The organism is Phenylobacterium sp. (assembly GCF_016124325.1).
Taxonomy (GTDB): Bacteria; Pseudomonadota; Alphaproteobacteria; order Caulobacterales; family Caulobacteraceae; genus Phenylobacterium.
Map to the genome: position 1 here is coordinate 54,435 of NZ_WGNY01000018.1, position 26,120 is coordinate 80,554.

Genomic DNA, 26,120 nt, shown 5'->3' on the forward strand with positions numbered 1-26,120 from the left:
GGCTAAACGGTGAAGTCAGGATAGGCGGCGTCGGCGGCGGACATCAACTTGGGCTCGGCCGGCCAGACGACTCCGAAAGCCGGATCGTTCCATCGCACGCCCGTGGCATGCCCGGGCCGATAGGCCGGCGCGATCTGGTAGAGGACGTCGCTGTCGGGTTCGAGCGTCAGGAAGCCGTGCGCCACGCCCTGAGGAATGAACAGGCCCGCCATGTTGTCCGCCGTCAGTTCGGCGCCCGTCCACCGGCGGTATGTGGGGCTGTCCGGCCTCAGGTCCACCGCCACGTCGAACACCCGGCCGCGGACGACGCGCACCAGCTTCGCCTCGGCATGGGGCGCGGCCTGGTAGTGCAGTCCGCGCAAAGTGCCCGCTTTGGGGTTGCGGGAAAGACTGGTCTGGACGGGCGCGAACTCGACGCCGAAGCCGGCGAATTCCTCCGGGCACTGAAGCCGGGCGAAGGCGCCACGTTCATCGACATGAGGCTCGGCCTCGACCCGCAGGACGCCGTGCACCTCGGTCGACAGGAAGCGCATCAGTCCAGAACCCGGGTTGCGGGCGAGGCGATCACGAAACGGCCGCCCCAGTCGGCGATGAAGGCGAGCTGTCGCGTGATCTCGTCCTTCAGGTTCCAGGGCAGGATCAGCACGTAGTCGGGCCGCGTCTCGGCCACCGCCGCCGGCGCGAAGACCGGGATATGGCTGCCCGGCAGATAGCGGCCCTGCTTGGCGGGATTGGCGTCATAGGCGCAGACGATGTCGGCCGCGGTCGTCCCGCAGTAGTTGAGGAAGGTGTTGCCCTTGGCCGCCGCGCCATAGGCCGCGATCGCCTTGCCGTCGTCCTTCGCCGTGGCCAGGAACTCGCGGAAACTGTCGCGGACCGCCTCGCAACGCGCGGCGAAGCCGTCGTAGGTCTCGCCCCGGTTCAGGCCCGCCTCGGCCTCCCGGGCGCGCAGCGCCGCCAGAGCCTCCGTCTCGCCGTAGCCGGCCGCCTGGCGGCAGCAGAACAGCCGCAGCGACCCCCCGTGGGTCGGCAGGAGCTCCACGTCGAACACCCGCAGGCCATGGGCCCCCAGCACCTGCTCGACCGCCAGCAGCGACAGGTACGAGTAGTGCTCATGGTAGATCGTGTCGAACTGCACCTTCTCGATCAGGTTCAGCAGGTGCGGGAATTCGAAGGTCAGCACCCCCTCGGGCTTCAGCACGTGCTGGAAGCCGCCGACGAAGGCGTTCAAGTCGGGCACGTGGGCCAGCACGTTGTTGGCCGCCATCAGGTCGGCGCGGTCGCCCCGCGCGGCCAGCGCCTGGCCGGTCTCGGCGTTGAAGAAGTCGACGTCCGTGCGGACACCCCTGGCGCGCGCCGCCTCGGCCGTGTTGGCGGTGGGCTCGATCCCCAACACGGGGACGTCTCGGGCGAGGAAGTGCTGCAGGAGGTAGCCGTCGTTGCTGGCCACCTCGACGACCAGGGATTCGGGTCCCAGGCCGAACCGCTCGATCATCGCCTCGGCATAGCGCCGCGCATGCTCCACCCAGCCCGGCGAGAACGACGAGAAGTAGGCGTAGCTGTCGTCGAAGATGGCTTCGGCCGGCACGTCGTGGTCGGCCTGGACCAGGAAGCAGGCGTCGCAGACGCGCGTGCACAGCGGGAAGACCGGCTCGTTCCCCGCCGCGAGCTGCTCGGGCGTCAGATAGCTGTTGGCCAGCGGCTGGTCGCCCAGGTCGAGGAAGATGCGCGAAAGCGGCGCGCGGCAGAATCGGCAAAGCGGCTGGCGGGTCATGCGGCGCTCTCGTAACGCTCGATCTGTTCCAGGCACAGGGCAAGCGCGCCTTCGCCCGCGGCCTGGCGCGCATACCAGTCCATGGTGAGCGCCACCGCGTGCGGCGCGTCCAGCTGGCTCTCGAAGCCCAGGATCTCCCGGGCGCGGCTGGCGTCGATGGCCAGGGTCTGGGCCTCCAGCGACACCGGGTCGGGCTCGTAGCGCCAGGGCTGCCCGCCCAGCGCCTCGACACCGAGGGTCGCCAACTCGCCCACGCTCACCTGCGGCCCACCCGGCCGCGGGCCGAAGTTGAGCGCGCGGGGCGCCGCCGGATCGGTGGCCAGCGCTTCCAGGTAGCGGAAGTAGCCCGCGAGGCAGTCCAGCACATGCTGCCAGGGCCGTGTCGCCTCCGGATGGCGCAGGACTACCGCCTCGCCCGCCCCGACGGCCCGCACGATGTCGGCCACCAGCCGGTCGCGCGAGAAGTCGCCCCCGCCGATCACATTGCCGCCCCGCGCCGTCGCCACCGGGACCGCCTGGAAGTAGCTCCGGGCGTAGCTCTGCACCACGATCTCGGCGGCCGCCTTGGAGGCGGAATAGGGATCCTTGCCGCCCAGGTTGTCGCCCTCACGAAAGGCCCGGCCCGCCTCGTTGTTGGCGTAGACCTTGTCGGATGTGATCACGAGCACGGCCTGCAGCGCCGGCTGGTCGCGCAGCGCCTGCAGCAGGTGGGCGGTGCCCATGACGTTGGTCTGGAAGGTGCCGATGGGGTCCTCGATCGAGGCCCGCACGATCGGCTGGGCGGCCATATGCAGCACCACGTCGAAGACGCGGCCCGACAGCGCCGCGCCGACGGCGCCATGGCTGCGCAGGTCCACCAGCCGGGAGTCGACGCGATGCCCCACCTCGGCCAGGTCGAACAGGCTGGGCGTCTGGTCGGGCGGCAGCGCCAGGCCGGTGACCTCGGCGCCCATGCGGGTCAGCCAGATCGCGGCCCAGGCGCCCTTGAAGCCGGTGTGGCCGGTCAGCAGGACGCGCTTGCCGTTCCAGAAGCTGGCGTTCAGCGCCGCCACGGCGCCTCGCCCGAAGCCCAGAGGCTCTCGAGGACGTTCTTGTCGCGCAGGGTGTCCATGGCCGCCCAGTAGCCATCGTGGCGATAGGCCATCAGCTGGCGGTCGGCGGCGAGCCCTTCGAGCGGCTCGCGCTCCCAGATGGTGGCGTCGTCGTCGATGCGCTCGATCACGGCCGGGTTGAGGACGAAGAAGCCGCCGTTGATCAGGCCGTTGTCGCCGGGCGGCTTCTCGATGAACCGCTCGACCCGCCCGCCGTCCAGGTCCAATGCGCCGTAGCGGCCGGGCGGGGCGACGGCGGTCAGCGTGGCGTCCTTGCCGTGCGCCTTGTGGAACGCCGCCAGTTTGGCCAGGTCGAGGTCGGCCACGCCGTCGCCATAGGTGAAGAAGAACGGCTCGCCCGGCGTGAGGTACCGGGCCACGCGCTTCAGGCGGCCGCCGGTCATCGTCTCGGCGCCCGTCTCGACCAGCGTCACCTTCCAAGGCTCGTGGTTGGTCGCGTGATACTCGATCGATCCCTGGGCCAGATCGACGGTCAGGTCGGCGTTGTGGAGCACATAGTTGGCGAAGTACTCCTTGATGACGTAGCCGCGGTAGCCCAGGCACACGACGAAGTCGTTGAATCCATAGTGGGAATACAGCTTCATGATGTGCCAGAGGATCGGCCGTCCGCCGATCTCGATCATGGGCTTGGGCTTGAGGTGGCTCTCTTCCGAGATCCGCGTCCCGAGGCCTCCCGCCAGAATCACCGTCTTCATGCGTCAACCTAACCCACGCGCCTTCACCGCGCGCGCTCGGACGCCCTCTTAGCGGTTCGCAGGCTTCGCCGAAAGCCGTGGGACTTGCCTAGGGTCGCCCGGCGCGGGAAGGGAAAGCCATGACTGAGCCCCCTCGCGTCAACTTCCTGATCGCCGGCGTGCAGAAGGGCGGAACCACGGCGCTGTTCGACTACCTCGCCGACTACGGCGACATCGCGCTGTCTCGGGAGAAGGAAGTCCACTTCTTCGACGACGAGACGCACGACTGGAACCAACCGAACTATGAGGCCTACCACGCCCACTTCGACGATCCGGCGGGAAGGCCCTGCGGGGAAGCGACCCCGATCTACACATATTGGCCGCACAGCCTGGAGCGGGTCGCCGCCTACAATCCCGCGATGAAGCTGATCGTGCTGCTGCGCGATCCCGTCCAGCGCGCTTGGTCGCATTGGCGCATGGAGTATTCGCGCGGCGTCGAGACGCAGCCCTTCGCCTGGTGCATCCGCAAGGGCCGCCAGCGGCTGTTCGCCGCCGAGCCCTGGGGTCACGATCGCGAATTCTCGTACGTCGAACGTGGCTTCTACGGCGAGCAGATGGAGCGCGTGCTGGATATCTTCCCGCGCAGTCAGGTCCTGGTGCTTCTGTCGGAGGCGCTTCGCGCCGATCCCGGCCCCGCCCTGGCCTCGATCCGACGGTTTCTCGGTCTTCCGGCTCGGCCGACCCCACAGAAGCGCGAGGCGCACGTCGGCGGCGAGGCCGACTTCCCCTCCGACCTGACCCGCGAAGACCTCGACTATCTCCGTGACGTCTACGCCGCCGACATGGCGCGCCTGGCTGACCTTTGCGGGATAGGTTTCGAATAGGCCACAGTTTCGACCCGCGCAAAGAACAGGCTCTCGCCATGCGAATCTCGAAACGCGCCGCCGGGACCGTTGCGGGTCTCAGCTTCCTCGCGGGCGTTGCGTTCGCCCCATCCACGAGCGACGCCGAATCCGGCGCGCCGGAGTTGGCATGGCCGATCGCCTGCGAACCCGGCCGCACCTGCGAGATCCAGCACTATGTGGATCGCGACCCCGGCCCCGGCACGCGCGATTATCACTGCGGCCTGCAGACGTACGACGGCCACAAGGGCGTGGACATCCGCGTGCCCGACATGGCCGCCGAGCGCCGCGGCGTGGAGGTGCTGGCGGCGGCGCCCGGGAAGGTGATCGGGACGCGCGACGGCATGGCCGACATCTCGATCCGCACGCCGGGCGGGCCGTCGGTGACGGGCCGGGAGTGCGGCAACGGCGTGGTGATCGACCACGGCGGCGGTTGGCAGACCCAGTACTGTCACATGGCGCAGGGCAGCATCGCCGTGGCGAACGGCCAGGAGGTCGCCGCCGGGACGCCGCTCGGCCACGTCGGCCTCTCGGGCGACACCGAATTCCCGCATCTGCACTTCCAGGTGCGCCACGACGGCCAGATCATCGATCCGTTCGCTCCGGACATGGAAGCGCAGGGCTGCAAGCCGCGAGCCGAACTCTGGCGCGCCGACGCCCGGGCGAAGGCGACCTACCACGCGGGCGTGGTCCTGAACGCCGGCTTCGCCGACGGGCCCGTCGACATGGCCAAGATCGAGCGAGGCGACGTGGCGGCGCCGTCGCGTGACGCGGCGGCCATCGTCGCCTATGTGCGCGCGATCGCACTGTTGCCCGGCGATTCCGTGGAGCTTGAACTCAAGGGACCCGACGGCGCCGTGCTGGCTCGTGGCCGACGTCCGCCCCTGGAGCGGTGGCGGGCGCAGGATCTCATCTATCTGGGAAAGAAGAGGCCGGCGACCGGCTGGCCGGCCGGAGCCTACGTCGCCGAGTATCGTGTGTGGCGCGCCGGCAAGGTCGCGATCTCGCGGCGCTTGTCGCTCAACTACTAGGGCGCGATCCGCGGGGCGGAGGCCGCCCTTGCGATCAAGGCGCGCCCACGGACTTGATCTATGGTCCGATCGTCCCGTTCAAGCGCTTCCCCTTGAGCGGGAAGGGCCCCGGCGTTCGATCGTTTGCGAACGTCCGGGTCAGGCGATCCGGCGGATATAGGCGTCAGGCCAATAGCTGACGCGAGCTTGGGCGACGCCTTCATTGAATGTGGGCATGGGCTCTTCGATGACAAATCGCTTGTCTTCGGCGACGAAATCTAGCGCGGCCTGGCGCGGATTGTTCCACGACCAATCGGGGGCTGTCCGCGGACCGCCGGCGACCTGTTCCATGATCCCGTCGGTGGCGACGATCCAGGAGCCGACGCTGACCAGCTCGCCATAGGCGCGCAGCTCGTTCAAGACATGCTCCTTGGTGTGGTTGGAGTCCAAGATGACGAGGACCTTGTCCTCGGGCTTGAGCTGGGCCCGGACTTGATCCAGCACGGCCGGATCCGTGGACGAGCCCTCCACCAGCTCGATCCGCTTCTTCATCGCATGCGCTTCGATCGCGAGACGGTTGTGAGGCCGGATCTCGATGTCGACGCCGATCACCCGTCCGCGCCCCATGGCTTCAAACAGGGCGGCGTAGAAGACGAGAGATCCGCCGTGGGCCACCCCTGTCTCGATCAGCACGTCGGGCTGGACGGAGTAGATAACCTCCTGCAGCCGGATCATGTCGTCCGGCAGTTGGATGATCGGCCGTCCCATCCAGCTGAAGCTGTAGACGTATTTGGCGTCCCAGGTGGCGCGGAGCCATGCGCGGGCCGCGGCCGCGAAGCCTTCCGGGCTGGCCAGGCTGTGGCGCACCTCGGTGTCGCCGTCGCGAATTACGACTTCGCCGCGTTCGTCGTCGATTGTGGTGATCAAGATTTGCCTCGGTGCGAACGGCTTGGCGGTGCGGGGGCGCCGATTCCCTTGCGCATCTTTTAGCGAAGGCCGTCGCGGCGATGAAGTCGCATTGGTCTTGCGCGGCGGCGAAGCGGCTGGGGTTCGGTCGAAAGGGCCTGGCGGCAGGCCCGCGGAGCGCGGTGGCGGAAGCTCGGCGTCCGGGACGGTGACCAAGAAAATGGGCCGCCCCAGAGGGGCGGCCCACCAATTCTCAGCTCCAAGCTCGAAAGCTTAGATGATGTTGCTGTAGTCGATGTCGTCCAGCGTCTTGCCGATGAGCGCCACCGCGTCCACCGCCGTGCCGGTGCCGTTGTCGGAGAAAACAACCACGCCGTCGCTCAGCTGGACCACGTAATACTCAGTGGCTGCGGAGCCCGTGAAGAAGGCGGTCGCATTGGCGAGCGCCGTCGCGTAGTCCGCCGCCGTCCCGGCTTCGACGTAGTTCGCAGCCGTACCAGCAGTCGCATAGTCGAGGCTGTCGGTGGACTCCCAGTCCATGATCTTGTCGATCGTGGTCAGGGTCGTGCCGGAGTCGCTGGCGTCGAAGTGGAAGGTGTCGGCGCCATTGCCGCCGTAGAGCACGTCCGCGCCCATACCGCCGTCGATGGTGTCGTCGCCGTCGCCGCCCGAGATCGTGTCGGTATAGCCGACTTCCGCACCACCCGAGTCGCTGACACCGCCGGTGGTGAGCTGGTCGTCACCGCCACCGCCTTCAAGGTTGTTCTTGCCGGCGCCGGCGTCGATGGTGTCGTTGCCCTCGCCGCCCGTGATCTGATCGTTGGTCGCGAGCGGATTGCCAGCGGTGTCGGTCGTGCTGTCGTTGGACTGGATGGTGTCGTTGCCCGCACCGCCAGAGATGGTGTCGGAGCCCGTGCCCGTGGCGGTGAAAGCGTCGTCGCCGTCACCAAGCGTGACGTTGTCGGTGCCGTCGGCCACGGTCACCTGGTCATCACCAGCGCCGCTATCGATCGTATCATTGCCGGCCGTGTCGCTGATCGTGTCAGCACCCGCACCCGCCGTGATCTGGTCGTTGCCGGCGCCGCCCGCAACGGTGTTGAGACCGTCGCCGGCGTCGATGACATCGTTCCCGCCGTTGCCGGCCAGGTTGTCGTTGCCGCCTTCACCGAAGATGTGGTCCGCACCGCCGCCGCCGGCCACGGAGTCGTTGCCAGCGTTGCCGTTCAGGTAGTCGGAACCGGAGGCCGCGCCCGAGGCGTCGATGGTGTCGTTGCCTTGGCCGCCGTAGATCGAGTCCGAACCCGTGAAGTTGGACGTCAGCTGGTCGTTGCCGGCATTGCCTTGGAGGACGTTGGTGTTGGCGGCGCTGCCGCCGGCCACCACCGCGATCGTGATCGTGTCGTTGCCGTCGCCGCCCAGCAGGGAGTTCGCCTGATCGTCGGCGTTGATGCTGTCGTTGCCCGCGCCGCCGTCGATCAGGACGACGTCCGAGGCGCTGCCGGCGTCAGACAGTTTGTCGTCGCCGTCTTCGCCGTAGATCTTATCGCTGCCGCCGCCGCCAGTGACGTTGTCGCTGCCGGAGTTGCCGTTCAGGAAGTCCGCACCGCTGCCGCCGGTGATGGTGTCGTTGTCCTTACCACCGAGGAGGGTGTTCGAGGCGGTCGAGCCCGTCGCGTCGATGTTGTCGGCGCCCAGGTTGCCTTGGGCGAAGTTCGAGCCGGACCCGACAGTGATCGTGTCGTTGTCCTTGCCGCCGTAGATGGTGTCATTGCCGGCGCCGCCCGCGAGCGTGTCGTTGCCCGCGTTGCCCTGCAGCAGGTCGTTGCCGCTGCTGGCGTCCAGGTTGTCGGCGCCGTCGCCGCCGTACATGCCGTCGTTGGTCGCGTTGACCAGCGCTTGCGTGTCGGCGCCGCCCGTGCCGACGTACAGAGCGGAGCTGTCGGGGTAGATCTTGGTCGCCGCCGAGATCGCCGCGCCGTCGAAGGTGACCGCGCGCCCGGTGAGGCCCGAAATCAGCGTCACCGACGCCGGCGTCGTCAGCGTAGCGGCGTTGAAAAGAACGGTCGTGATGTTGCCGGACTCGCCCGTCGTCTGGAAGACGAGGGTGTCCGTCGACTTGAACGCGGTAGCCTGCGCGTCCGTGATCGTCTCAAAGAAATAAGTCGCCATAGATCTCTCCAGTCAGTGTCACGCGGACCCCAGAACGCTTGACCCCCATCCATGATGGCGCAGTCCCAGCGGTCCTAGCCCCCACATCGCAGCCATAGCTGACCGCGTCACAGGTTAGACGAGCCCGAGCGCAGACCTATCGGAAGCCCACATAATAGGCAACTGCAAAAAGGGGCTCCGCAACGACAATGGCCAAGTGTTGCAGGGGCGCCGCTACTCCTCGCGGAAGGCGTCCTCCAGGACCGCTGTGAAGGGCGAAATGATGAAGCCCATCACCGAGCGGTCGCCGGTCTTGATCAAGGCCGACGCCGGCATGCCGGGCGTCAGCTCGACGCCCTGCTTGAGCTTCTTCAGCTCGGTCGGCGGAATCCGCAGGTCGACGCGATAGTAGGACCGCCCGGTCTTGTCGTTGGTGATCGCATCCGCCGAAACGACGGTGACGGTGGCCTCCAGAGGACTGTTGAAGCGCTGGTTGAGGCCCGTGAGCTTCACCCTGGCGGGCATGCCCACGTGCACTTCCTGGATGTCCGTCGGCCTGACCATCGCGGTGACCGTCAGCGGCGTGCCGGCCGGCACCACATCCATGAGCAGTTCACCGCCGCCCACGACGCCACCGGTCGTGAACTGGGTGAGATTGAAGACGTAGCCGTCGACGGGCGAGCGAACGACGGTGTTGTCGAAGGTCTGCCGGGCCGCCGTCAGGCGAGGGACCACGTCGGCAAGTCGCGTCTGGCTGTCGCGCAGGCCTTCGGCGGCTTGGCTCTCGCGTTCGTCGCGCAGGGACGCCAGCTGCATGCGGGTCTCGCCCATCTGCTGCTTCAGGCGTGCGATGTCCGCAACGAGTTGACCCTTGCGGCCGCCCAGGTCGGCCAGGCTGCGTTCATAGCGGAGGATCAGCGTCTTCGGCGCGAAGCCCTGCTCGTTCAGCTTGCGATAGCCATCCAGCTCTTCGTTGGTCAGCCGCGCCTGCTCGACGATCGAATCGACCTGGGCCTGCTGCCCCTCGATCTGAGTCTTCTGCTGTTCGATTCGCTGGTCCAAGACCGCCGATTGACTCTGGAAGAGTTCACGCCGCGTGGCGAACAGGAACTCCTGGTCGTGGATAAGCGCGGCCACACGGGGATCCGAGGCCCGCCGGGTGAGCTCCTCAGGCATTTTCAGCAACGCCTGTCCGGTGGCTTCGGCGGCGAAGCGGGCGTTCTGCGCGATCAGGGTGTCGTACTGATTCTGCAGCACGTCGACCGCTGCGCGGGCTTCAACGTCGTCGAACAGCAGCAGCGGCTGCCCGGCGCGGACGAACTGGCCTTCCTTGACCAGGATCTTCTTGACGGTTCCCGGCTCGCGGTGGCGCAGCGTCTGGCGCTGGATGTCGGCGCGCACCTGCGCCTGCGCCGTGATTCCGCTGGCGATCTGGCTCATCGACGCCCACAGCCCCAGGCCGAAGACGAACACACCGATCACCAGCCCGCCGACCACCATGGGACGGCGCAGCCGTCGCCGCAGCTCGGGCGCCATCGGCTCGTCGTCGCCGCCGAAGGTCGGCGTGATGTAGCCCCTGTTTATCGGTTCCAGATCGAGCTTCACCGGCCAGCCTCCACAGCTCGCACCTCAGCCCCCGGCGCCGGCTTCATGAGCCGGCTCATCACCTGATCGCGCGGACCGAACAGCTCGACGCGGCCGTCACGCAGCACGAGCATCTTGTCGGCGGCACGGAAGACGCCGACCTTGTGGGAGATGATGATGACGGTGCCGCCATTGGCCTTGATCGCCTCGATGGCCCGCATCAGCGCCTCCTCCCCCTCGGCGTCGAGGTTGGCGTTCGGCTCGTCCAGGACGACGTAGGCGGGATTGCACAGGACCGCGCGCGCAAGACCGACCCGCTGGCGCTGGCCCGCCGACAGGACGACGCCCCCCTCGCCGACCTCGGTGTCATAGCCCTTGGGCATGCGCAGGATCAGCTCGTGCGCGCCGGCCATCTGGGCGGCGGCCACGACGTCCGCGTCAGCGACGTCGGCGCGAAAACGGGCGATATTGTCTCGGACGGAACCGGCGAACAGTTCGGTGTCCTGCGGCAGGTAGCCCGCGTAGCGCCCGAAATCTGCGCGGTCCCAGCTGAACACGTCGGCCCCATCGAGGCGCACCACCCCGTTCAGCGGCCGCCATATTCCGACCAGTAGCCGCGCCAGGGTCGATTTGCCGGCGCCCGAGGGACCGATCAGCCCCAGGACCTCGCCCGGTTCGAGCGAAAGGTTGATGTTCGCCAGCACGAGTCGCTGGACCCCGGGCGGCGCAAAATTGACGCCTTCCACCGAGAGCTTGCCGGTCGGGCGCGGCAGCGCGGTCGCCGTCGCCGGCGGCTCGGTTTTCGCGAGCAGTCCGTTCAGCCTCATGTAGGCGCGGTACATTCCGTTGAGCGGCTCCCATGCCGCGACGATCTTCTCGATCGGCTGCAGCGCCCGGCTCGCGAGGATCATGTTCGCGAAGAGCAGGCCAGTGTGGATCTTGCCCTCGACCACCAGATAAGCGCCCACGCCGATGATCAGGATCTGGATCCCCATCCGGGTCGCCTTGATCATGTCGGTGTACATATTCGAGGCTTCGGCCGCGATCGCGCCGCGCTGGATCGTGATGGCGCGATACGCCGCCCAGGCTTGGCCTAGCGTTGGCAGCATGCCCATCGCGCGCACGACTTCGCTGTTGCGGAGCGCCGCGTCGGTGAAGCCGTAGCTCTTGAGCGCCGCGTCATTGGCCTCCTTCAGCGCGGACTGCGTCGCCTGCGCCTGGGCCAGGGCCAGAAGGAAGAGGATGCCCGCCCCCGCGACGGTGATGATTCCCACCAGCGGGTCGATCATGAACAGCACGACGATGAAGACCGGAATCCACGGCACGTCGAAGAAGGCCGCCGCCGCGACGCCGGTGAGGGTCTGACGAAACTGGTCCAGGTCGCGCAAGGCCTGGGCGCGCGCGCCGGGCTCGCCACGGACCGCCGCGTCGAACAGGCTCGAGAAGATTCGCCCGGAAACCCTATGGTCCAGCGCTACGCCGAAGTTGATCAGGATGCGCGCGCGGAAGTCGTCCACGACACTGGAGATCGCGAACACGAAGAGCATGACGAGGGTCAGCGCCCACAAGGTGGCCTGACTCTGGCTCACCATCACCCGCCCGTAGATCTGGTAGGTGTAGAGCGGCAGCGCCATGTACAACAGGTTCGAGACCAGGCTGAACGAGAACGCGACCGCGAACGGCTTGTAGCTGTCTCGCAACGCGCGTCCGAGCACGTTGTCGGGAAGATTCGCGAGGAACGTCAGGAATTTCATCTGTCTCGTCGCCCTTCAGACGCAGGCGCCTGATAATCTAAACTTCATCATAAGGCATGAACGCGAAGGGCGATCGCCTCAGAATCCGAGTATCGTATTTTACGGGCTCGCCCGAGAAGCGCGCGTACATGGTGGGACGCCGCCGCGCTGTCAATGCCGCGAATCATATGCGCACGCATGCTAGAAATGAATGATCCGAAGGCTGCGCGCCAGGAGCCCCAATGACGCGGATCGCCATTGTCGGCAGCTGCATAACCCGTGATCTGTGGCCAATCCGTGGCGGCGGCGCCGAGCATCTGACCTACATTTCGCGGACCAGTCTGCCGAGCCTGCTGGCCGAGCCGGCGGCCGGGTTTCGCCCTGCGCGGCAGCCGCCCGCGGACATGAGGAAGCACGAGCACAACGCGCTCGTCGCGGACCTGCGCAAGACCGCCCTCACCCGCCTGATCGCGGCGCGGCCCACCCACATCATCTTCGATTTCATCGACGAGCGGTTCGACCTGCTCGCGACCGGGGACGCGGTGTCCACGCACAGCGCCGAACTGATCCGCAGCGGCTATCTGGCGCAGGCGCCTTTCAAGCATGCGCGCCCGATCCCCCGATTGTCGGCGGCCGCCGAGCGGCTCTGGCTGGAAGCGGCCGAAGAGTTCGCCGCCCTGGTGCGCGCCACGCCGCTGGCGGGCGCCAAGCTGATCCTGCACTCGGCGCGCTGGGCGACCGAGCAGCGGATGGCGGACGGGACCACGCGGCCGATCCGGAACGTGGAGCTAACCGCCGGCCGGCCGGTCGAGATCGGGCCCTACAACGAGCTGCTGGCGCGGCAGGAGGCGGCGTTCGAGGCGCTGATGCCGCCGATGGCGCGGGTCGAGGCGGCGGGACTGCGGCTGGCCGATCCGGGCCACGCCTGGGGGCTGAGTCCGTTTCACTATATATCTGAATATTATAATGAAATCCGCGACCAGCTGGCCGAGCTGGGCGTCAGCGCGCCTGCTTCCGCGCCCAGTGTTCCAGCGGCGTGAGGCCCTGGCGGGCCAGCTCGGGCTCGGACGCGAGGTAGGCGGCGGTCGGAAAGCCGGGCTTCGGCTCGGCCACGACCCAGGCGCCGCCGCGCAGGTAGTCGACCAGTGGATTGGTCCCCGGCGTCCGCCCGGCGCCGCGCTGGGCGACGTAGGCCGGAAGGTCGAACCAGGGGCCGGGGCTCAGGCCGTGGTCCGCGCCGACCGTCAGGAAATGGGTCAGGGGCTCGACCCCCGCCTGGGCGAGGTCGGCGTAGGTCTCCAGGTACCAGGCCGGGTCGAACAGCGGATGCGGCGACAGCCCGCGCCGCCAGCCCTCGGTCAGGTAGTGGACGAGGCCGCCCGCGCCCTCGGCCTTGCCCGCCTGGCGCGCGTACCAGGCCGGATCGAACAGCGGATGCGGCGACAGCCCGGCCGCGGCGCCCGCCCGGACGTAGTGGCTGGCCGGGTCCTCGCCGAGCGCGAGGTCGGGCGCCTGGGCCAGATAGTGGGCCACGTCGAAGGCCGGGTGCGGCGCGTCTCCCCGCCCCGCGCCGAGGCCGGCGTAGTGCTCCAGGGGCGTCACGCTGGTGGCGGCGATCTCGCCGGCGTGGCGGGCGCGGTACCAGGCCGAATGGAACAGGGGATGGGGATCGCGGTCCTCGCGGCCGCCCGACAGCAGGTACTGGACCAGGGGCGAGGCGCCGGCCGCGGCGACGTCGGGATTGGCCGCCAGGTACCAGGCCTGATCGAGGAAGGCCGACGGCGCCACGCCCGGATTGGCCCGGCGGCGCGCGTAGGCGGCCATGTGGCGCAGGTCGTGAAGGCCCCGGCCGGTTCCGCGCCAGACCCCGCCGCGGGCGATCACCGCCGCCCGGCCCAGCGACCCCAGCCGGGCCAGCACGCGGTCGAGCGCCTGGCTGGGCCGGCCATGGCGGCGCAGGCGCCCGGCGAAGCCCTTGCGGTAGGCGGCGAGCGCCTCGTCGCGCAGGCGCGCCTCCAGCTCGGCCCGGACCGCGAGCGCGGCGTGCAGCGCCAGGGTCAGCTCGCTGCGGGTCAGGGCCTCGCGCACCTGGGCCTGTTGGGCCAGCTTATAGGCGCCGTCGATGCCGCTGCTGAGCGCCTTGGTCCGCGCGGCGACGGCGCGGGCCTTCTCCAGGATCGCGGGCAGGCCCACGCCCTCGGACGGCGGCGCTTCGGCCGGTTTCAGACGCCTTCGTGTTCGAGCCATTCCTGGAAACTGCCTTGCCCGGAGGCGAACGGATTGGGGAACGCCTGCTGCAGGTCGATGCGCTCGCGATAGAGCACGCGCTCGTCCTTGGCGATAGGCCGGCCGTCCGCGTAGGTCGCGAAGGCCCACCAGCGCTCGGGGATGGCCGGATCGGTGGCCTTGGCCACCTCGCGGCGGTACCAGGCCCAGATCTCGTAGACGGGGAAGTTCCGGCCCGCATAGCGGCGGGTCATGGTGTCGCCCAGCGGCCCCAGCTTGGTGAAGTGCCAGAAGCGCAGCGGCGCGCCATTGACGGTGATGCGGCCGTCCTTGCCGACATCGACGGTGCGGGTCGAGAGGTTCCAGCTGGCGACGTTGTAGCCGGGGTCGCGGATGATCTTCACCCGGTCGAACAGGGCCGGGACGTGGTCGCACCAGCGCTGGTCGACGAAGAGGCCGTTCGGCATGTCGTCGTAGCAGTATTCGAGCAGGCGGTCGTTCCACCACTTGGCGAAGCGCGCGCCCTCTCCCGTCGTGCGGATGGCGACGAAGCCCAGGTTGAAGATGCCCGTGCGCGAGGCCGACAGGTCGTTGTCGAGGATCGCGGCGCGATCGTCGTTCGGGTCGATCAGGTGCGGGGTCAGCAGGATGTCGTGCTCGCCCAGCCATTCGACCAGGGGATCGAGGCTGCCCAGCAGGGCGGTGTCGGGATCGAGGTAGATCACCGCGTCGAAGCCCCAGCCGCAGGCCTGGTGGATGAACGGGCCCTTCACCGCCGTGCAGACCTCGACCACGTCGTGCTTGAAGAGCCAGCCGTCGAAGTCGGGAACGCCCAGGTCGCTGGCCCAGACCAGCCGGTCGAACGGCTCGTTCGCGGGGTCGAAATCGAACCCCTCCGGAGGCCGGTCGGTGATCAGCGCCGCCAGCTCCCAGTCGGGGTGGAAACGCCGCAGCGTCTGGAACAGCACCCGCGCCCGGTTGAGGTACGAGAAGGTGAAGCTGGAATAGCAGAGGACTTTCATGCGGCGGGCCGTGTGGGCAGGTCGAGGCTGAGCGCGCTGAACGCGAGGTCGTAGAGCATGGGGCGGCGGGCCGCGCGGGCGAGGTCGAGGATGTCGCCGCCGAGGAAGGCCTGGGCCAGGGCGTCCTCGTCCTCGAGGACGCGGCCGTGGCCGCCCTCGCGCACGAAGGCCTGGACGTTGCCGCTGTCGGGGCCGGTGATCACCGCGCAGCCCGCGGCGACCGCCTCGTAGGCGACGAACGAGAAGGTCTCGCGGCAGAGCGGCCAGACGAGCACGGCGTCGGCGGCCTCCTCGGCCAGGGCGTCGCGCATGGCCAGCGGCCGCGACGGGCCGGCCGCCACCTCGCGGAAGCGCACGGGCAGGTCGGGGTCGCGGCGCACGCCCAGGTGAACCAGCTCGTAGCGCGGATCGCGCGCCAGCCTGGCCGCCAGGGCGGTGAAGACCGGCCATCCCTTATGGGCGACGGGCAGGCCCGCATAGGCCAGCCGGAACGGCCGCCGGCCGCGCGGGACCGGCGCCGGGCCCTTCGGCACCAGCGTGGCGTGCGGCAGGACGGCCTCGGCCGCCGCCGGCAGGCCCGTGCGGCTGCGCCAAAGCTCCAGGGTGGCCTTCGACGGGGCCGCCACGGTGAGCGCCAGCCGTTCGAAGAGGCGCGCGTGCTGTTCCAGGTGGCGGGCGCGCCAGGCGCCGTAGACGCAGATGCCGCAGGCCGCGCTGCCGGGCGGCGGGGCGGCGCAGTCGGCCACGTCGTTGCGCAGCAGGTGAAAGCCGGCGCAGAGGCTGGCGAAGTCATGCAGCCAGAAGACGCCCTCCGCCAGGCCGAGCGCGGCGGCGATGTCGGCGATCTCGTCGGCCGCGTGGCCCAGCAGGCTGTGGACCGCGAGGCTGCGCCGCCCGGCGGGCCCGGAGGCCGCGCGGGCCAGGGCGTCGGCCACGGTGGCGGCGGCGTGGAAGCCGAGGCCGCGGCCGTTCAAGACGACCCCCAGGGCGCCGGGATCGCCGGGCTCGCGCACCACCGGCCAGGCCTCGGCCGGATAGAGGTGCAGGTGGTCGCGGCCGTCCCGGGCGAGCCGCTCGGCCTCGCGCCGCACGGCGGTCTGGAGCCCGCCCACATGGGCGGTGAAGTCGTCATGGCTGACGGTGACATGGACGTCGCGCAGGCCGCCGCGGGCCTGGCCGAGCGCCGGGGCGAGATCGCCGGGCGGGGCGAGCGGGATCGCGGCCCCGGTCGCCGCGGCGATGCGGTCTTCCACCGAGGTGAGGCGGGCGAGCAGTTCGGCGCGGAAGCCCTCGGGCGGCTCGGGAACGAACACGCCGGGCCGGCCGCTGGTCAGCCAGTGGACGAAGGGATTGACCCCGGAGTCGGCCGCCTCCGGGAAGGCCAGCAGATAGTCGCGGGGCGAGAAGTCGGGGATCGGCCGCCGCCCCTCCTGCCAGCCGAAGGCCAGGAAGTGTTCCAGCGGGTCGTCGCCCGCCGCGGCCACGTCGGTGTTGACCTCGAGGTAGTAGGCCGCGTCGAAGGCGCGCTCGGCGATCTCGCGCTCGGTGCGCACACGCGGCAGCGGCGCGACGAGGCCGAATCGGCGGGCCAGGGCGGCGAAGGGGCTCACGGGCGCGTCTCCGCCACGAGGTCGGCGCTCATGCCGCTGTGCTCCAGGCCGCAGAGCCGGGCGCGGCGCAGGTTGCGGCCCAGGGCCAGGATCTCGCCCGACTCGAAGGCCGCCCGCAGCGCCGCCTCGTCGGCCAGCACCCGGCCATGCCCCTCGGCGGCGAAGGCGGCGACATTGCCGCTGTCGGGCCCGGTTAGCACCGCCGCGCCGGCCGCGGCGGCCTCGTAGGCGGTGAAGGAGAAGGTCTCGCGGCACAGGGGCCAGATCAGCGCCGCGTCGGCCTCGACCGCTTCGAGCGCGGCCTGCATGGCGTCGGGCGTCTCGTCGGTGACCGACACGGGATGGAACACGGCCGGCGCGGCGGGATCGGACCGCCCGCCGAGGTGATGGAATTCGTAGCGGGGATCGTCGGCGAACCGCTGGGCGAGCTCGCGGAAGACCGGCCAGCCCTTGAGCGCGACCGGCATGCCCAGGAACGCCAGCCGGAAGGGCCGCTCCGCCGGGACCTTCGGCGCCGGGCCGCGATCGACGAGGCGGGCGTGCGGCAGCACCGCGGCGCGGGCGGCGGGCAGGCCCGTGTGCGCGCGCCAGAAGTCGAGGGTGGTCTGCGAGGGCGCCACGACGGTGAGCGAGAGCCGGTCGAACAGGCGTCCATGGACCTCCAGGTGGCGGGCGCGGGCCGAGCCATGGACGCAGACGGCGCAGGCGGGGCTGTCGGCAGGCGGGGCGGCGCAGTCCTGGACCTCGTTGCGCAGCAGGTGGAAGCCCGCGCAGAGGCTGGCGAAGTCGTGCAGCCAGAAGAAGCCCTCGCGAAGCCCGGCCGCCGCCAGGATGTCGGCCGTGTCGTCGGCGCCGTGGCCCAGCAGGCTGTGGATCGCGAAGCTGCGGCGCGCGCCGGGCGCCGGATGGGCCGCCAGGACGTCGCGCACGGTTGCGGGCTCGAAGGCGCCGATGCGCCGGCCGTTCAGCAGCACGCCCAGGGGGCCGCGCTCGCCGCTGGCCCGGACGCCGGGCCAGGGCGTGGCGGGAAAGAGGTGGAGGTGGTCGATCCCCATGGCGCCGAATCGCGCCGCCTCCCGGCGGACGCAGAACTGGAGGCCGCCGCCGTGCTCCAGGTAGTGGTCGTGGCTGAGGGTGACGTGCAGGTCGCCCAGGCCCGCCAGCGCCTCGGCGAGGATCTCCGGCGCCTGGGTCACGGCCACGGCGGCCCGCGCGGCCGCCTCGGCGATCCGCTCGGCGGTGGGCCGCAGGCCCGCGATCACGTCGTAGCGGAAGCCCAGGTCGTGGCGCGGCGCCCGGCCCTCGTCACGGCCGGCGAGCAGATAGTGGGCGAAGGGATTCATCGCCGCGGCGGCGACGTCGGGGTTGGCCTCCAGATAGTGGCTGACGCTGAACCAGGGGGCCGGATCGCGGCCCTCGCGCCAGCCCGCCGACAGGAAATGCTCCAGCGGATCGGTCCCAGCGGCCCTCACGTCCGGGTTCACCGCGAGGTAGTAGGCGGCGTCGAACGCCTCGGCCACGGCGGCGCGGGCGCCTTCGTCGAGCACGGCGGGCTCCCGCCGCGCCGCGCGGCGGGCCAGCGCCTCGTGGCCCAGCGCGAACCCCTCGACGCTCCAGGCCCGCGGCCGCCAGCCGACGCTGTCGAAATAGAGCAGCGCGTGCCGCGAGGGCCGCACCTCGCGTCCCTGCCCCCGGCCCTTGGTCAGGAAATGGAAGAACGGCTCGATCCGCGCCTTGCGGACGTCCGGGTTCTCCTCGAGGTAGGCGTCGACCGAGAACCAGGGGGCCGGATCACGGCCCTCGCGCCAGCCGTGGACGCGGTAGTGCAGGATCGCGCCCTCGTGGGCCGGGAGATCGGTGTAGACCGCGCGATAGAAGTCCGGGTCGAAGGCCGCTGAGATCACCCGGTGGAGATGCTCGTCGTCGGGTGCTGTAGGGGCTTTGGCCCTGGCGGCCATGTCGTTCGGCTTCCTCACGGGTGGGCCCGGGCTGTGTGCACCACCCGCCACGGGCGATCAACCGCTTGCGGCGCCGGTCGGCGGACCGTACCACCGGACCCAGCATGAACGCCAAGACCGCGCCAAAGACCGCGCCGAAGGCCGCGCGGGGCCCGAAGGCCGCGGCCGCCCCGCGGACCGCCTACCTCGTGCTGGGGATGCACCGCTCGGGGACCTCGGCGGTCACCCAGCTGCTGGCGCTGGCCGGGGCCGACCTGCCGACCAATGTGATGCCGGGCGACGAGCACAACGCCAAGGGCTACTTCGAGCCCTGGAAGATCGCGCGCTTCAACGACGAGCGGCTGCGCGCGGCCGGCTCGGCCTGGGACGACCCCTTCGCCTTCCCGTTCAAGGCGCTGGCGCCCGAGGCCGAGGCCGACTGGCGCGACAAGGCCGCCGCGCTCTTCGGCGAGGAATACGGGACGGCCGCCTGGCCGCTGATGAAGGACCCGCGCGCCACCGTGCTGCTGCCCATGTGGCGGGCGGTGCTGGAGCGGCTGGAGGTGGGCGCGCGCTGCGTGATCCCGGTGCGCCACCCGCTGGCGGTGGCCGGCTCGCTGCGCCGCCGCGACGGCTTCACCGACGAGAAGTCGGTCCTGGTCTGGAGCGCCTATATGCTGGCGGCCGAGGCCTATACCCGCGACCTGCCGCGCGCGTTCGTGGGCTACGACGCGCTGCTGGCCGACTGGCGCGCCGAGGCCGGGCGGATCGAGGCGGCGCATGGCGCGGCGCTGCCGAAGCTGACCGCGGCGGCGGGCCGGGAGATCGACCGGTTCCTGACCGCCGACCTGCGCCACAACGCCGGCGACCACAGCCTGGCCGGCCTGGGCTGGGCCGGCGAGATCGCCGCGGCGGTGTTCGACTGGTTCGCCGCCCGCGCGGCGGGCGGGACGCCCGATGCGGGCGCGCTGGACGACGCGGCGGCGGAACTGGCCCGGCGCCAGGTGGAGATCGGCGCCCTGGTCTCGGCGCCCACCCACGACCTGGCGGTGGCGCGCGAGGAGCTGTTCGAGGCGCGGGAGAAGCTGGCCGCCGCCGAGGCCCTGGAAGCGGAGCTGCGCGCCGAGATGGACCGCCAGCGCGAGGTGCTGGAGACCGGCTGGCGGCAGGACGTGCGGCGGCTGGAGAAGATCGCGGCCGACCAGGCCTATGTGCTGGGCGAGGTCAACGCCCAGCTCGACGCCGCGCTTTCGGACGACTAAGGCGCGGGTCGAGGGCGAGGTAGATCACGCCGGTCACCGCCGCCATGTCGAGGAAGTAGAGGTAGCGGTAGTCGCAGGCGATCGAGATGACGAAAAAGCTGGCCGTGAAGCCCAGCGCGCCCGCCATCAGCCCCGCCATCGCCAGGTCGGCCGGCTCGCGCCGCCACAGCAGGACCAGCCCCACCGCCAGCGCCACGGCGGCGTAGGCGACGTGGGAGTAGGCCGGCGTGTCCAGGAACCAGGTGACGTAGTTGTAGAGCCGGATGTCGTCGCGGGAGCGCCGGGGCTGCATCTTCAGGTCGGCGAGCGCGGCGGGCGGCCCGGCGATCCCGACGTGGACCGGCAGGCAGCGGTCGATCACCGGCGTGGCGAAGACCCAGCGGAACACCTCGGCCCGCACCGCGAGATAGGTCTCCGGATGATGCAGGACGAGATCGAGCCACTCGGCGCGCATCACCTCGCCCGGCACCTTGCCGAGCGCGCGGTCGAGCCTGGGGTCGCCGCCGAGGGTGTCGACCCGCTCGGGCGAATAGTCGGCCGGCGCGGCCGCGCGGATCTGGTCGTCCAGCTCCGGGCTGACGCGGTCGATGCGGGCCAGCGGCAAGCCGCCATGGGCGGCGGCGCCCACCACGTCGTAGGTCTCGAGGATGCGCAGGCCCTTGGCGCCGGCCGGATCGGGCGGGCCCATGCCCTGTGGCTTGGCCGCCACCGAAAGCGCCAGGGTCAGGGCGGCCACGGCGGCCAGCCACACGGCGGCGAGGGCCAGGGCGCGGCGGCCGCCCCGCGGCCAGGCGGCCCAGGCGATGGCGAGCGCCGCCGCCGGGGCCAGGATCAGGCCGTTCTGCCGCAGCAGGCCCGCCGCGGCGAGCAGCAGCGCCGCCAGCGCCAGCCCGGCCCAGCGCGCGGCGGGGACCGCGCTCCCGAGCGACAGCGCCAGCACGACGAACCCGGCGATGGCCGACTCGGCGAACCAGACGTCCTTCCAGACGATCCCCGGATAGATCGCCACCTGCGGCAGGGCGATCGCGCCCACGGCCAGGATCGGCGCGAGCCACGAGGTGCGCGGCCGCAGGAACGCCATCGCCGCCCAGGCGCCGAACAGCAGGAGGCCGCTGGCCACGACCGCCAGGGCGGTCCCCGGCCGCAGGCCGTCGAACACGCCCAGCAGCCAGCTGTAGATGGCCGGGTTCCACGTGTCGCGCACGTGCAGGCGGCCCTCGCGCAGGGCCAGGACCGAATCGACCGAGAGATGGCCCGGCAGGTTCAGCCGCAGCATCAGGGCCAGGCCCGCCAGCAGGACCGCCCAGTAGGCCCACCGCGCGAGGCCGGCCGCGCCGGTCACGCCGGGCGCACGATGAGGAACAGGCCGGCGACCATCAGGATGTAGCCGGCGCCCATGCTCCAGGACGCCTGTTCCTTGAACACCAGCCAGCCGGCCAGCGGCACGAGGCACGAGCCGACCAGCGAGAAGGCGTAGGCCGTCGACAGCGGCACGCGGGTCAGCACGTAGAACCACAGCAGCGCGGTCAGGCCGTACCAGGCGAAGGCGCCGATCAGCGGCAGGTTCTGCATCACCCGCAGCAGGAAGGGGCCCGACAGGCGCGCGTCGTAGACCGCCCCCCACTTGAACAGCATCTGGCCCAGCGGCAGGGCCACGGCGAAAACGCTGCAGAGGGCCGCGTCCTTGAGGATCACCGGGCCGTCTCCTGCGGTTCGAGGCGGGTCAGCACGTCGAGATAGGGGTGGATCGGGCGGTTGGGCACGTTGAGCACGTCGTAGTTCATGGCCTGGAGCAGGAACTGGACGCCCAGGATCACCGGCAGCGCCGCCAGCATCACCACCCCGGCCGAGGCCGCCTGGCCGGGCACGCGGTTGGCCAGGTAGCTCAGGGTGTAGCCCGCGCCGAACAGCAGGAAGACCAGGCCGAACACCAGTTCGAGGCTGGCGGCGTTGAAGTCGCGCACGAAGTACTGGCCGACGACGCGCTGGAGGAAGTTGCGCAGGTGCTTGAGCGCGAAGGGGCCGATGATCCGGCCAATGCGGATGTTGCTCACCTCGTCGGCGTAGCGGGCCGGCATGGGCACGTCGCGGACCACGGCGCGGAGGGTGCCCAGGTGGTAGAGCAGGTCGGTCTCGAAGAAGAAGCGCCGCGAGACGCGCTTCTCCATGACCAGGCGGGCGACGTGGGCCTCGATGGCCGTGTAACCGTTGGTGGGGTCGAAGAGGTTCCAGTAGCCGGTGGAGACCTTGGCGGCGAAGCTCAGCACGGCGTTGCCCAGCACCCGGACGGTCGGCATCGTCGTCAGGTGGCTGATCGAGGTGAAGCGGTTGCCCTTGGCGTAGTCGGCCTCGCCCAGCAGGATCGGCGCGACGAGATGGGCGGCGTAGCCGAGGTCCATCTGGTCGTCGCCGTCGACCTTGACCAGCACCTTGCCGCCCCGGCGCGCGGCCTCGGCGTAGCCGGTGAGCGTGGCGCCGCCCACGCCCTGGTTCTTGGCGTGGCGCACGACGACCACGCGCGGATCGGTGTTCTCGGCCTCGATGAAGTCGCCTGAGCCGTCAGGGCAGGCGTCGTCGACGCAGACGATCCCCTCGAACCAGGCCGGCGTCTTCTCGATCACCCGCAGGATGTGGCCGCGCACCTTGTAGCAGGGCACCACCAGCCACACGCCGGACTCCTCCAGGCGCAGGGCCGGCGGCGGCTCCGCGGGACGGCGCGCGCGCGGGGCGTTCCGGGTGGTTCTCTCGGCGGACGTCATGCTCTCGGATCAGCCCCTTGCGCGGGGGCTAGCATGGAAGCCCGCGGTGTTGCAAAGCAGGTCGTCCGGGGGCCGTCCTTGCGCCGAAGGGGGACGGCTGGTACCTGCGGCGCCTTCCGTCGAGAGAGGCCATGGACTCCTCCACACACCTGCTGCGGATCGGCCAGCGCGGCGCGCGCTTCCAGCTCATGATGGCGCTGCGGGACCTGCGGGGCTCGTTCCAGCGCATCGGGCTGGCCTGGTCGCTGGCCTGGCACGACATCGGCTCGCGCTACCGCGGCTCGATCCTGGGTCCGTTCTGGATCACGCTCTCCATGGGCCTGATGGTGCTGGGCATCGGCTTCCTCTACGCCGGGCTCTTCCACATCCCGATCGAGACCTACCTGCCCTATGTGGCGCTGGGCATCGTGTTCTTCGGCGTGCTGACCGGCACGATCAACGAGGGCTGCGAGACCTTCGTCCAGGCCTCCGGGATGCTGTCGCAGACCAGCCTGCCGATGTTCACCTTCGTGTGGCGGGTGATGTTCCGCAACCTGATCAACCTAGCCCACCACATGGTGATCGTGGTCGCCGTGCTGGTGATCTTCGGCTTCTGGCGCAAGGCCAATGTGCCGGCGGCGGCGATCGGGATCGTGCTGATGCTCGTCAACGCCGCCTGGCTGTCGATGCTGGCCGGCATCGCCTCGGCCCGCTTCCGCGACATCCCCCAGATCGTCCAGTCGATCATGCAGTTCGCCATCTTCATGACGCCGGTCTTCTGGCTGCCCGACCTGCGCCTGGGCGCCCACCGGGCGGTGCTGGAGGCCAACCCGTTCTACCACCTGCTGACCGCCGTCCGCTCGCCGCTGCTGGGCCAGACGGTGCCCGAGCACACCTACGGGGTGCTGGCGCTGATGGCCTTGCTCGGCTGGCTCTTCACCTTCTCCCTGTTCGCGCGGACGCGCCGCCGGATCGTGCATTACCTGTGAACCCCGTCACCGCCTCCATCACCTGCACCAACCTGACGCTCAGGTTCCCGGTCTACGGCGTCGACGCCAAGTCGCTGAAGAAGGCGCTGGCCCGCGTCACCGTCGGCGGCGTGCTGGGCCGCCACGCCGGCGTCACCGACGTCACCGCCCTGTCGGGCGTGAACCTGGAGCTGAAGGCCGGCGACCGGCTGGGCCTGATCGGCCACAACGGCTCGGGCAAGACGACGCTGCTGCGAGCCCTCTCCGGCGCCTACGAGCCCGACGAGGGCACCATCGACGTCCACGGCCGCATCGCGCCGCTGCTGGACCTGAGCCTTGGGATCGACGCCTCGGCCACCGGCTACGAGAACATCCGCCTGCGCGGCCGCATCGCCGGGCTCTCCTCGCGCGAGATCGAGGCGAAGATGGACGAGATCGCCGACTTCACCGGCCTGGGCCCGTTCCTGGCGATGCCGGTGAAGACCTACTCCGCGGGCATGAAGGGCCGCCTGGCCTTCGCCGCGGCCACGGCGGTCGAGACCGACGTCCTCCTGATGGACGAGTGGATCGCGGTCGGCGACTCGGAGTTCCAGCAGGTGGCCCACAAGCGGCTGCTCAGCCTCGTGGAGCGCGCGGGCATCCTGGTGCTGGCCACGCACGAGGTCTCGCTGCTCAAGCTCTACTGCAACAAGGTCATGCGGCTGGACGGCGGCGTCGCCTCGGAGGTGGTCGACATCCGCCGGCTCGACGAACTGCTGGCCCGGTAGGGTGAAGACCTCGTCAGCGACCTGAAGACGTTGAATGACGTCATCGCCCGGCTTGTCCGGGCGATCCATGAACACAGGCATCGGACAGGCTGACGGTGGCCTCGCCGCGGCCTGGTTTGCGCACGCGTTGTTCATGGGTGGCCCGGACAAGCCGGGCCATGACGGTGAATATTGGCCGATCGCGTGAACGACCAGCCCGGCTCAGTCGAAGTCGACGACGCCCAGGATCGCGGAGATGCGCCCGTCGCCCCAGAACGGGAGCAGGAGCCGCGTGTAGGGCTTCTGCGCCCCGGCCTTGGCCATCCGCATGCAGGTCGGCCGGGCCGATTCGACCGTGGCGCTGCACTGGGCGCGCAGGAACTCCAGCGGATAGGCGAGTTCGGTCTCGTCGAGGAACAGGCCTTCCATCTCGACCCCGCCCACCGCGCCGCCCGCCTCGGCGAAGCGGAATCGCTCCGGGCCCTGGAACACCTCGACCAGCAGCAGGCGCCCGACGAGGTCGGGCAGGTCGGTGAGCCGGAGATCGTCGGCGAAGGGCATCTCGGCCGCGCCGCGCAACAGGCCGCGCCAATAGGCCTGCACCCGCGCGAGGTCCGGCGACAGGCTGGCGGGAACGGCGAATGGGTGTGTCATGCAGGAAGCCCGTCTGGTCCGCGCCGCGGCGCACGGTTGCGCCGTCTTCTTCCGGCGTTCGAGTGTCAGGCGCCATGATGAAGGTCAAGTCCGCCGACGTTGACCTGCCTCAACGACGTGTCCGACCCGGGCGGCCAGGATGGGCCTGGGAGTTTTCGATGGCGCTGATCCTGACCCTGACGCCGAACCCGGCGATCGACGTCTCGACCTCGGTCGACCACGTGGAGCCCGTGCGCAAGCTGCGTTGCCGCGCGGGCGGGCGCGACCCCGGCGGCGGCGGGATCAATGTGGCGCGCGTGGCGGGCCGCCTGGGCGCCGAAGCGGTGGCCATCTATCCCAGCGGCGGCTTCTCCGGCCGCCAGCTGGAAGAGCTGGTGGCTCGCGAGGGCGTCGAGAGCCTCGTCGTGCCGGTCCGGGGCGAGACGCGGGAGGACTTCACCGTCCTCGACGAGACCACCCGCGAGGAATTCCGATTCGTCCTGCCCGGGCCGCACCTCGCCGACGCGGAGTGGATGGCCTGCCTCAAGGCGCTGTCGGCGTTCGACCGCAAGCCGGCGTTCCTCTGCGCCAGCGGGAGCCTGCCGCCCGGCGCGCCCGACGACTTCTATGCGCGCGCCGCCCAGATCGCCGAGATGCACGGCGTGAAGTTCGCGCTCGACACCTCCGGGCCGGCCCTGAAGGCCGCGCTGGGCGAACGCCTCCATCTCATCAAACCCAACCTGGCCGAACTGCGCGGCCTCACCGGCGAGCCGCTGGAGGACGAGGCCGCACGGATCGCCGCCTGCCGCGGCCTGATGGCCCGCCACCGGATCGAAGCGATCGCCCTGACGCTCAGCGCCGAAGGCGCGCTGCTGGTGACCGCCGAGGCGGCCTGGCGGGCCCGGCCGCTCGACATCCGTCCGGTCAGCACCGTCGGCGCCGGCGACAGCTTCCTGGGCGCGCTGATCTGGGCGCTGGCCGACAAGCTGGGCTTCGAGGCCGCGTTCCGGCACGCCGCGGCCGCGGGCGCGGCGGCCCTGCAGGCCCACGGCACCGAGCTCTGCCGCGCCGCCGACGTGCGCCGCCTGCTGCCGGACGTCATCGTCGAACCCGTGCCCTGACGCGTCCGGCGCCG

The 26,120-nt window shown here is 70.4% G+C and carries 24 protein-coding genes; 8 read left to right on the forward strand and 16 right to left on the reverse strand.

Features of this window, described 5'->3' with window-relative positions; translation table 11 throughout:
• Nucleotides 1-2: 2 nt before the first annotated feature.
• The 4 genes from rfbC to rfbF are packed head-to-tail and all read right to left on the reverse strand — an operon-like array spanning nt 3 to nt 3,581.
• Nucleotides 3-533 carry a dTDP-4-dehydrorhamnose 3,5-epimerase gene (gene rfbC, locus GC203_RS10525; RefSeq protein ID WP_293454020.1) on the reverse strand — a complete coding sequence of 177 codons (531 nt, stop codon included), beginning with the start codon at nt 531-533 and terminating at the stop codon, nt 3-5.
• Nucleotides 533-1,774 (reverse strand): class I SAM-dependent methyltransferase, encoded by a 1,242-nt coding sequence (locus GC203_RS10530; RefSeq protein ID WP_293454022.1) that lies wholly within the window; start codon nt 1,772-1,774, stop codon nt 533-535. Before GC203_RS10530 ends, rfbC begins: the two co-directional genes overlap by 1 nt.
• Complete coding sequence (gene rfbG, locus GC203_RS10535) at nt 1,771-2,826, reverse strand: CDP-glucose 4,6-dehydratase (RefSeq protein WP_293454024.1); 1,056 nt, start codon at nt 2,824-2,826, stop codon at nt 1,771-1,773. The genes GC203_RS10530 and rfbG overlap by 4 nt, the downstream gene beginning before the upstream one ends.
• Nucleotides 2,814-3,581: a glucose-1-phosphate cytidylyltransferase gene (gene rfbF / locus GC203_RS10540; RefSeq protein ID WP_293454025.1), complete on the reverse strand. Its 768-nt coding sequence runs from the start codon at nt 3,579-3,581 to the stop codon at nt 2,814-2,816. The genes rfbG and rfbF overlap by 13 nt, the downstream gene beginning before the upstream one ends.
• Nucleotides 3,582-3,700: 119 nt before the next feature.
• Between rfbF and GC203_RS10545 the strand changes: the two genes are divergently transcribed.
• Both GC203_RS10545 and GC203_RS10550 read left to right on the forward strand, forming a co-directional pair.
• Complete coding sequence (locus GC203_RS10545; protein ID WP_293454027.1) at nt 3,701-4,444, forward strand: sulfotransferase domain-containing protein; 744 nt, start codon at nt 3,701-3,703, stop codon at nt 4,442-4,444.
• A gap of 38 nt (nt 4,445-4,482) precedes the next feature.
• Nucleotides 4,483-5,493, forward strand: a complete 1,011-nt coding sequence (locus GC203_RS10550; protein ID WP_293454029.1) for a M23 family metallopeptidase — start codon at nt 4,483-4,485, stop codon at nt 5,491-5,493.
• A gap of 138 nt (nt 5,494-5,631) precedes the next feature.
• On the opposite strand, the gene GC203_RS10555 is transcribed toward GC203_RS10550, so the two are convergent.
• From GC203_RS10555 to GC203_RS10570, 4 genes are all read right to left on the reverse strand, one after another.
• Nucleotides 5,632-6,594 carry a CmcI family methyltransferase gene (locus GC203_RS10555; RefSeq protein ID WP_293454030.1) on the reverse strand — a complete coding sequence of 321 codons (963 nt, stop codon included), beginning with the start codon at nt 6,592-6,594 and terminating at the stop codon, nt 5,632-5,634.
• 57 nt (nt 6,595-6,651) lie between these two features.
• Nucleotides 6,652-8,547, reverse strand: a complete 1,896-nt coding sequence (locus GC203_RS10560) for a calcium-binding protein (protein WP_293454031.1) — start codon at nt 8,545-8,547, stop codon at nt 6,652-6,654.
• A 213-nt stretch (nt 8,548-8,760) separates the two neighbouring features.
• Nucleotides 8,761-10,131, reverse strand: coding sequence for an HlyD family type I secretion periplasmic adaptor subunit (locus tag GC203_RS10565; RefSeq protein ID WP_293454033.1), 1,371 nt, complete (start codon nt 10,129-10,131; stop codon nt 8,761-8,763).
• Nucleotides 10,128-11,864: a type I secretion system permease/ATPase gene (locus tag GC203_RS10570; protein ID WP_293454035.1), complete on the reverse strand. Its 1,737-nt coding sequence runs from the start codon at nt 11,862-11,864 to the stop codon at nt 10,128-10,130. Before GC203_RS10570 ends, GC203_RS10565 begins: the two co-directional genes overlap by 4 nt.
• 221 nt (nt 11,865-12,085) lie before the next feature.
• On the opposite strand from GC203_RS10570, the gene GC203_RS10575 reads away from it, so the two are divergent.
• Nucleotides 12,086-12,883, forward strand: a complete 798-nt coding sequence (locus GC203_RS10575) for a DUF6270 domain-containing protein (protein ID WP_293454037.1) — start codon at nt 12,086-12,088, stop codon at nt 12,881-12,883.
• Here the strand turns inward: GC203_RS10575 and GC203_RS10580 are convergent.
• From GC203_RS10580 to GC203_RS10595, 4 genes are read right to left on the reverse strand one after another with little or no spacing between them, the layout of a single operon-like run.
• Nucleotides 12,843-14,090 (reverse strand): hypothetical protein, encoded by a 1,248-nt coding sequence (locus GC203_RS10580; protein ID WP_293454038.1) that lies wholly within the window; start codon nt 14,088-14,090, stop codon nt 12,843-12,845. The genes GC203_RS10575 and GC203_RS10580 overlap by 41 nt on opposite strands.
• Nucleotides 14,066-15,091, reverse strand: a complete 1,026-nt coding sequence (locus GC203_RS10585; RefSeq protein WP_293454040.1) for a hypothetical protein — start codon at nt 15,089-15,091, stop codon at nt 14,066-14,068. The genes GC203_RS10580 and GC203_RS10585 overlap by 25 nt, the downstream gene beginning before the upstream one ends.
• Nucleotides 15,088-16,701, reverse strand: a complete 1,614-nt coding sequence (locus tag GC203_RS10590; RefSeq protein ID WP_293454042.1) for a hypothetical protein — start codon at nt 16,699-16,701, stop codon at nt 15,088-15,090. Before GC203_RS10590 ends, GC203_RS10585 begins: the two co-directional genes overlap by 4 nt.
• Nucleotides 16,698-18,659, reverse strand: a complete 1,962-nt coding sequence (locus tag GC203_RS10595) for a hypothetical protein (protein ID WP_293454044.1) — start codon at nt 18,657-18,659, stop codon at nt 16,698-16,700. Before GC203_RS10595 ends, GC203_RS10590 begins: the two co-directional genes overlap by 4 nt.
• A 104-nt stretch (nt 18,660-18,763) precedes the next feature.
• On the opposite strand from GC203_RS10595, the gene GC203_RS10600 reads away from it, so the two are divergent.
• Nucleotides 18,764-19,900, forward strand: a complete 1,137-nt coding sequence (locus GC203_RS10600; protein WP_293454046.1) for a hypothetical protein — start codon at nt 18,764-18,766, stop codon at nt 19,898-19,900.
• On the opposite strand, the gene GC203_RS10605 is transcribed toward GC203_RS10600, so the two are convergent.
• From GC203_RS10605 to GC203_RS10615, 3 genes are read right to left on the reverse strand one after another with little or no spacing between them, the layout of a single operon-like run.
• Nucleotides 19,863-21,242, reverse strand: a complete 1,380-nt coding sequence (locus GC203_RS10605) for a hypothetical protein (RefSeq protein WP_293454048.1) — start codon at nt 21,240-21,242, stop codon at nt 19,863-19,865. The genes GC203_RS10600 and GC203_RS10605 overlap by 38 nt on opposite strands.
• Nucleotides 21,239-21,595: an EamA family transporter gene (locus tag GC203_RS10610; RefSeq protein WP_293454051.1), complete on the reverse strand. Its 357-nt coding sequence runs from the start codon at nt 21,593-21,595 to the stop codon at nt 21,239-21,241. The genes GC203_RS10605 and GC203_RS10610 overlap by 4 nt, the downstream gene beginning before the upstream one ends.
• Nucleotides 21,592-22,659, reverse strand: a complete 1,068-nt coding sequence (locus GC203_RS10615) for a glycosyltransferase family 2 protein (RefSeq protein WP_293454054.1) — start codon at nt 22,657-22,659, stop codon at nt 21,592-21,594. Before GC203_RS10615 ends, GC203_RS10610 begins: the two co-directional genes overlap by 4 nt.
• Before the next feature lie 131 nt (nt 22,660-22,790).
• Here GC203_RS10615 and GC203_RS10620 point away from each other — a divergent pair, with 131 nt between their 5' ends.
• The 3 genes from GC203_RS10620 to GC203_RS10630 are packed head-to-tail and all read left to right on the forward strand — an operon-like array spanning nt 22,791 to nt 24,560.
• Nucleotides 22,791-23,627 carry an ABC transporter permease gene (locus GC203_RS10620; RefSeq protein ID WP_293454056.1) on the forward strand — a complete coding sequence of 279 codons (837 nt, stop codon included), beginning with the start codon at nt 22,791-22,793 and terminating at the stop codon, nt 23,625-23,627.
• Nucleotides 23,624-24,373, forward strand: coding sequence for an ABC transporter ATP-binding protein (locus GC203_RS10625; protein WP_293454058.1), 750 nt, complete (start codon nt 23,624-23,626; stop codon nt 24,371-24,373). Before GC203_RS10620 ends, GC203_RS10625 begins: the two co-directional genes overlap by 4 nt.
• A gap of 34 nt (nt 24,374-24,407) precedes the next feature.
• The gene (locus GC203_RS10630) at nt 24,408-24,560 is read left to right on the forward strand and encodes a hypothetical protein (RefSeq protein WP_293454060.1); all 153 of its coding nucleotides are present in this window, start codon (nt 24,408-24,410) and stop codon (nt 24,558-24,560) included.
• 14 nt (nt 24,561-24,574) lie between these two features.
• Here GC203_RS10630 and GC203_RS10635 read toward each other — a convergent pair whose 3' ends face one another.
• Nucleotides 24,575-25,006: a hypothetical protein gene (locus GC203_RS10635; protein WP_293454063.1), complete on the reverse strand. Its 432-nt coding sequence runs from the start codon at nt 25,004-25,006 to the stop codon at nt 24,575-24,577.
• A gap of 158 nt (nt 25,007-25,164) precedes the next feature.
• On the opposite strand from GC203_RS10635, the gene GC203_RS10640 reads away from it, so the two are divergent.
• Nucleotides 25,165-26,106, forward strand: a complete 942-nt coding sequence (locus GC203_RS10640) for a 1-phosphofructokinase family hexose kinase (RefSeq protein WP_293454065.1) — start codon at nt 25,165-25,167, stop codon at nt 26,104-26,106.
• The last annotated feature ends 14 nt before the right edge of the window (nt 26,107-26,120 follow it).

Excerpts from the sequence above, each read along its gene's own strand:
- GC203_RS10640 (WP_293454065.1), top strand. The coding sequence starts at position 25,165 with ATGGCGCTGATCCTGACCCTGACGCCGAACCCGGCGATCGACGTCTCG.
- GC203_RS10620 (WP_293454056.1), top strand. The coding sequence starts at position 22,791 with ATGGACTCCTCCACACACCTGCTGCGGATCGGCCAGCGCGGCGCGCGC.
- GC203_RS10530 (WP_293454022.1), bottom strand. The coding sequence starts at position 1,774 with ATGACCCGCCAGCCGCTTTGCCGATTCTGCCGCGCGCCGCTTTCGCGC.
- GC203_RS10600 (WP_293454046.1), top strand. The coding sequence starts at position 18,764 with ATGAACGCCAAGACCGCGCCAAAGACCGCGCCGAAGGCCGCGCGGGGC.
- GC203_RS10630 (WP_293454060.1), top strand. The coding sequence starts at position 24,408 with ATGACGTCATCGCCCGGCTTGTCCGGGCGATCCATGAACACAGGCATC.
- GC203_RS10635 (WP_293454063.1), bottom strand. The coding sequence starts at position 25,006 with ATGACACACCCATTCGCCGTTCCCGCCAGCCTGTCGCCGGACCTCGCG.
- GC203_RS10545 (WP_293454027.1), top strand. The coding sequence starts at position 3,701 with ATGACTGAGCCCCCTCGCGTCAACTTCCTGATCGCCGGCGTGCAGAAG.
- GC203_RS10575 (WP_293454037.1), top strand. The coding sequence starts at position 12,086 with ATGACGCGGATCGCCATTGTCGGCAGCTGCATAACCCGTGATCTGTGG.
- GC203_RS10550 (WP_293454029.1), top strand. The coding sequence starts at position 4,483 with ATGCGAATCTCGAAACGCGCCGCCGGGACCGTTGCGGGTCTCAGCTTC.
- GC203_RS10570 (WP_293454035.1), bottom strand. The coding sequence starts at position 11,864 with ATGAAATTCCTGACGTTCCTCGCGAATCTTCCCGACAACGTGCTCGGA.
- GC203_RS10615 (WP_293454054.1), bottom strand. The coding sequence starts at position 22,659 with ATGACGTCCGCCGAGAGAACCACCCGGAACGCCCCGCGCGCGCGCCGT.
- rfbF (WP_293454025.1), bottom strand. The coding sequence starts at position 3,581 with ATGAAGACGGTGATTCTGGCGGGAGGCCTCGGGACGCGGATCTCGGAA.
- GC203_RS10595 (WP_293454044.1), bottom strand. The coding sequence starts at position 18,659 with ATGGCCGCCAGGGCCAAAGCCCCTACAGCACCCGACGACGAGCATCTC.
- GC203_RS10580 (WP_293454038.1), bottom strand. The coding sequence starts at position 14,090 with ATGGCTCGAACACGAAGGCGTCTGAAACCGGCCGAAGCGCCGCCGTCC.
- rfbC (WP_293454020.1), bottom strand. The coding sequence starts at position 533 with ATGCGCTTCCTGTCGACCGAGGTGCACGGCGTCCTGCGGGTCGAGGCC.
- GC203_RS10560 (WP_293454031.1), bottom strand. The coding sequence starts at position 8,547 with ATGGCGACTTATTTCTTTGAGACGATCACGGACGCGCAGGCTACCGCG.
- GC203_RS10585 (WP_293454040.1), bottom strand. The coding sequence starts at position 15,091 with ATGAAAGTCCTCTGCTATTCCAGCTTCACCTTCTCGTACCTCAACCGG.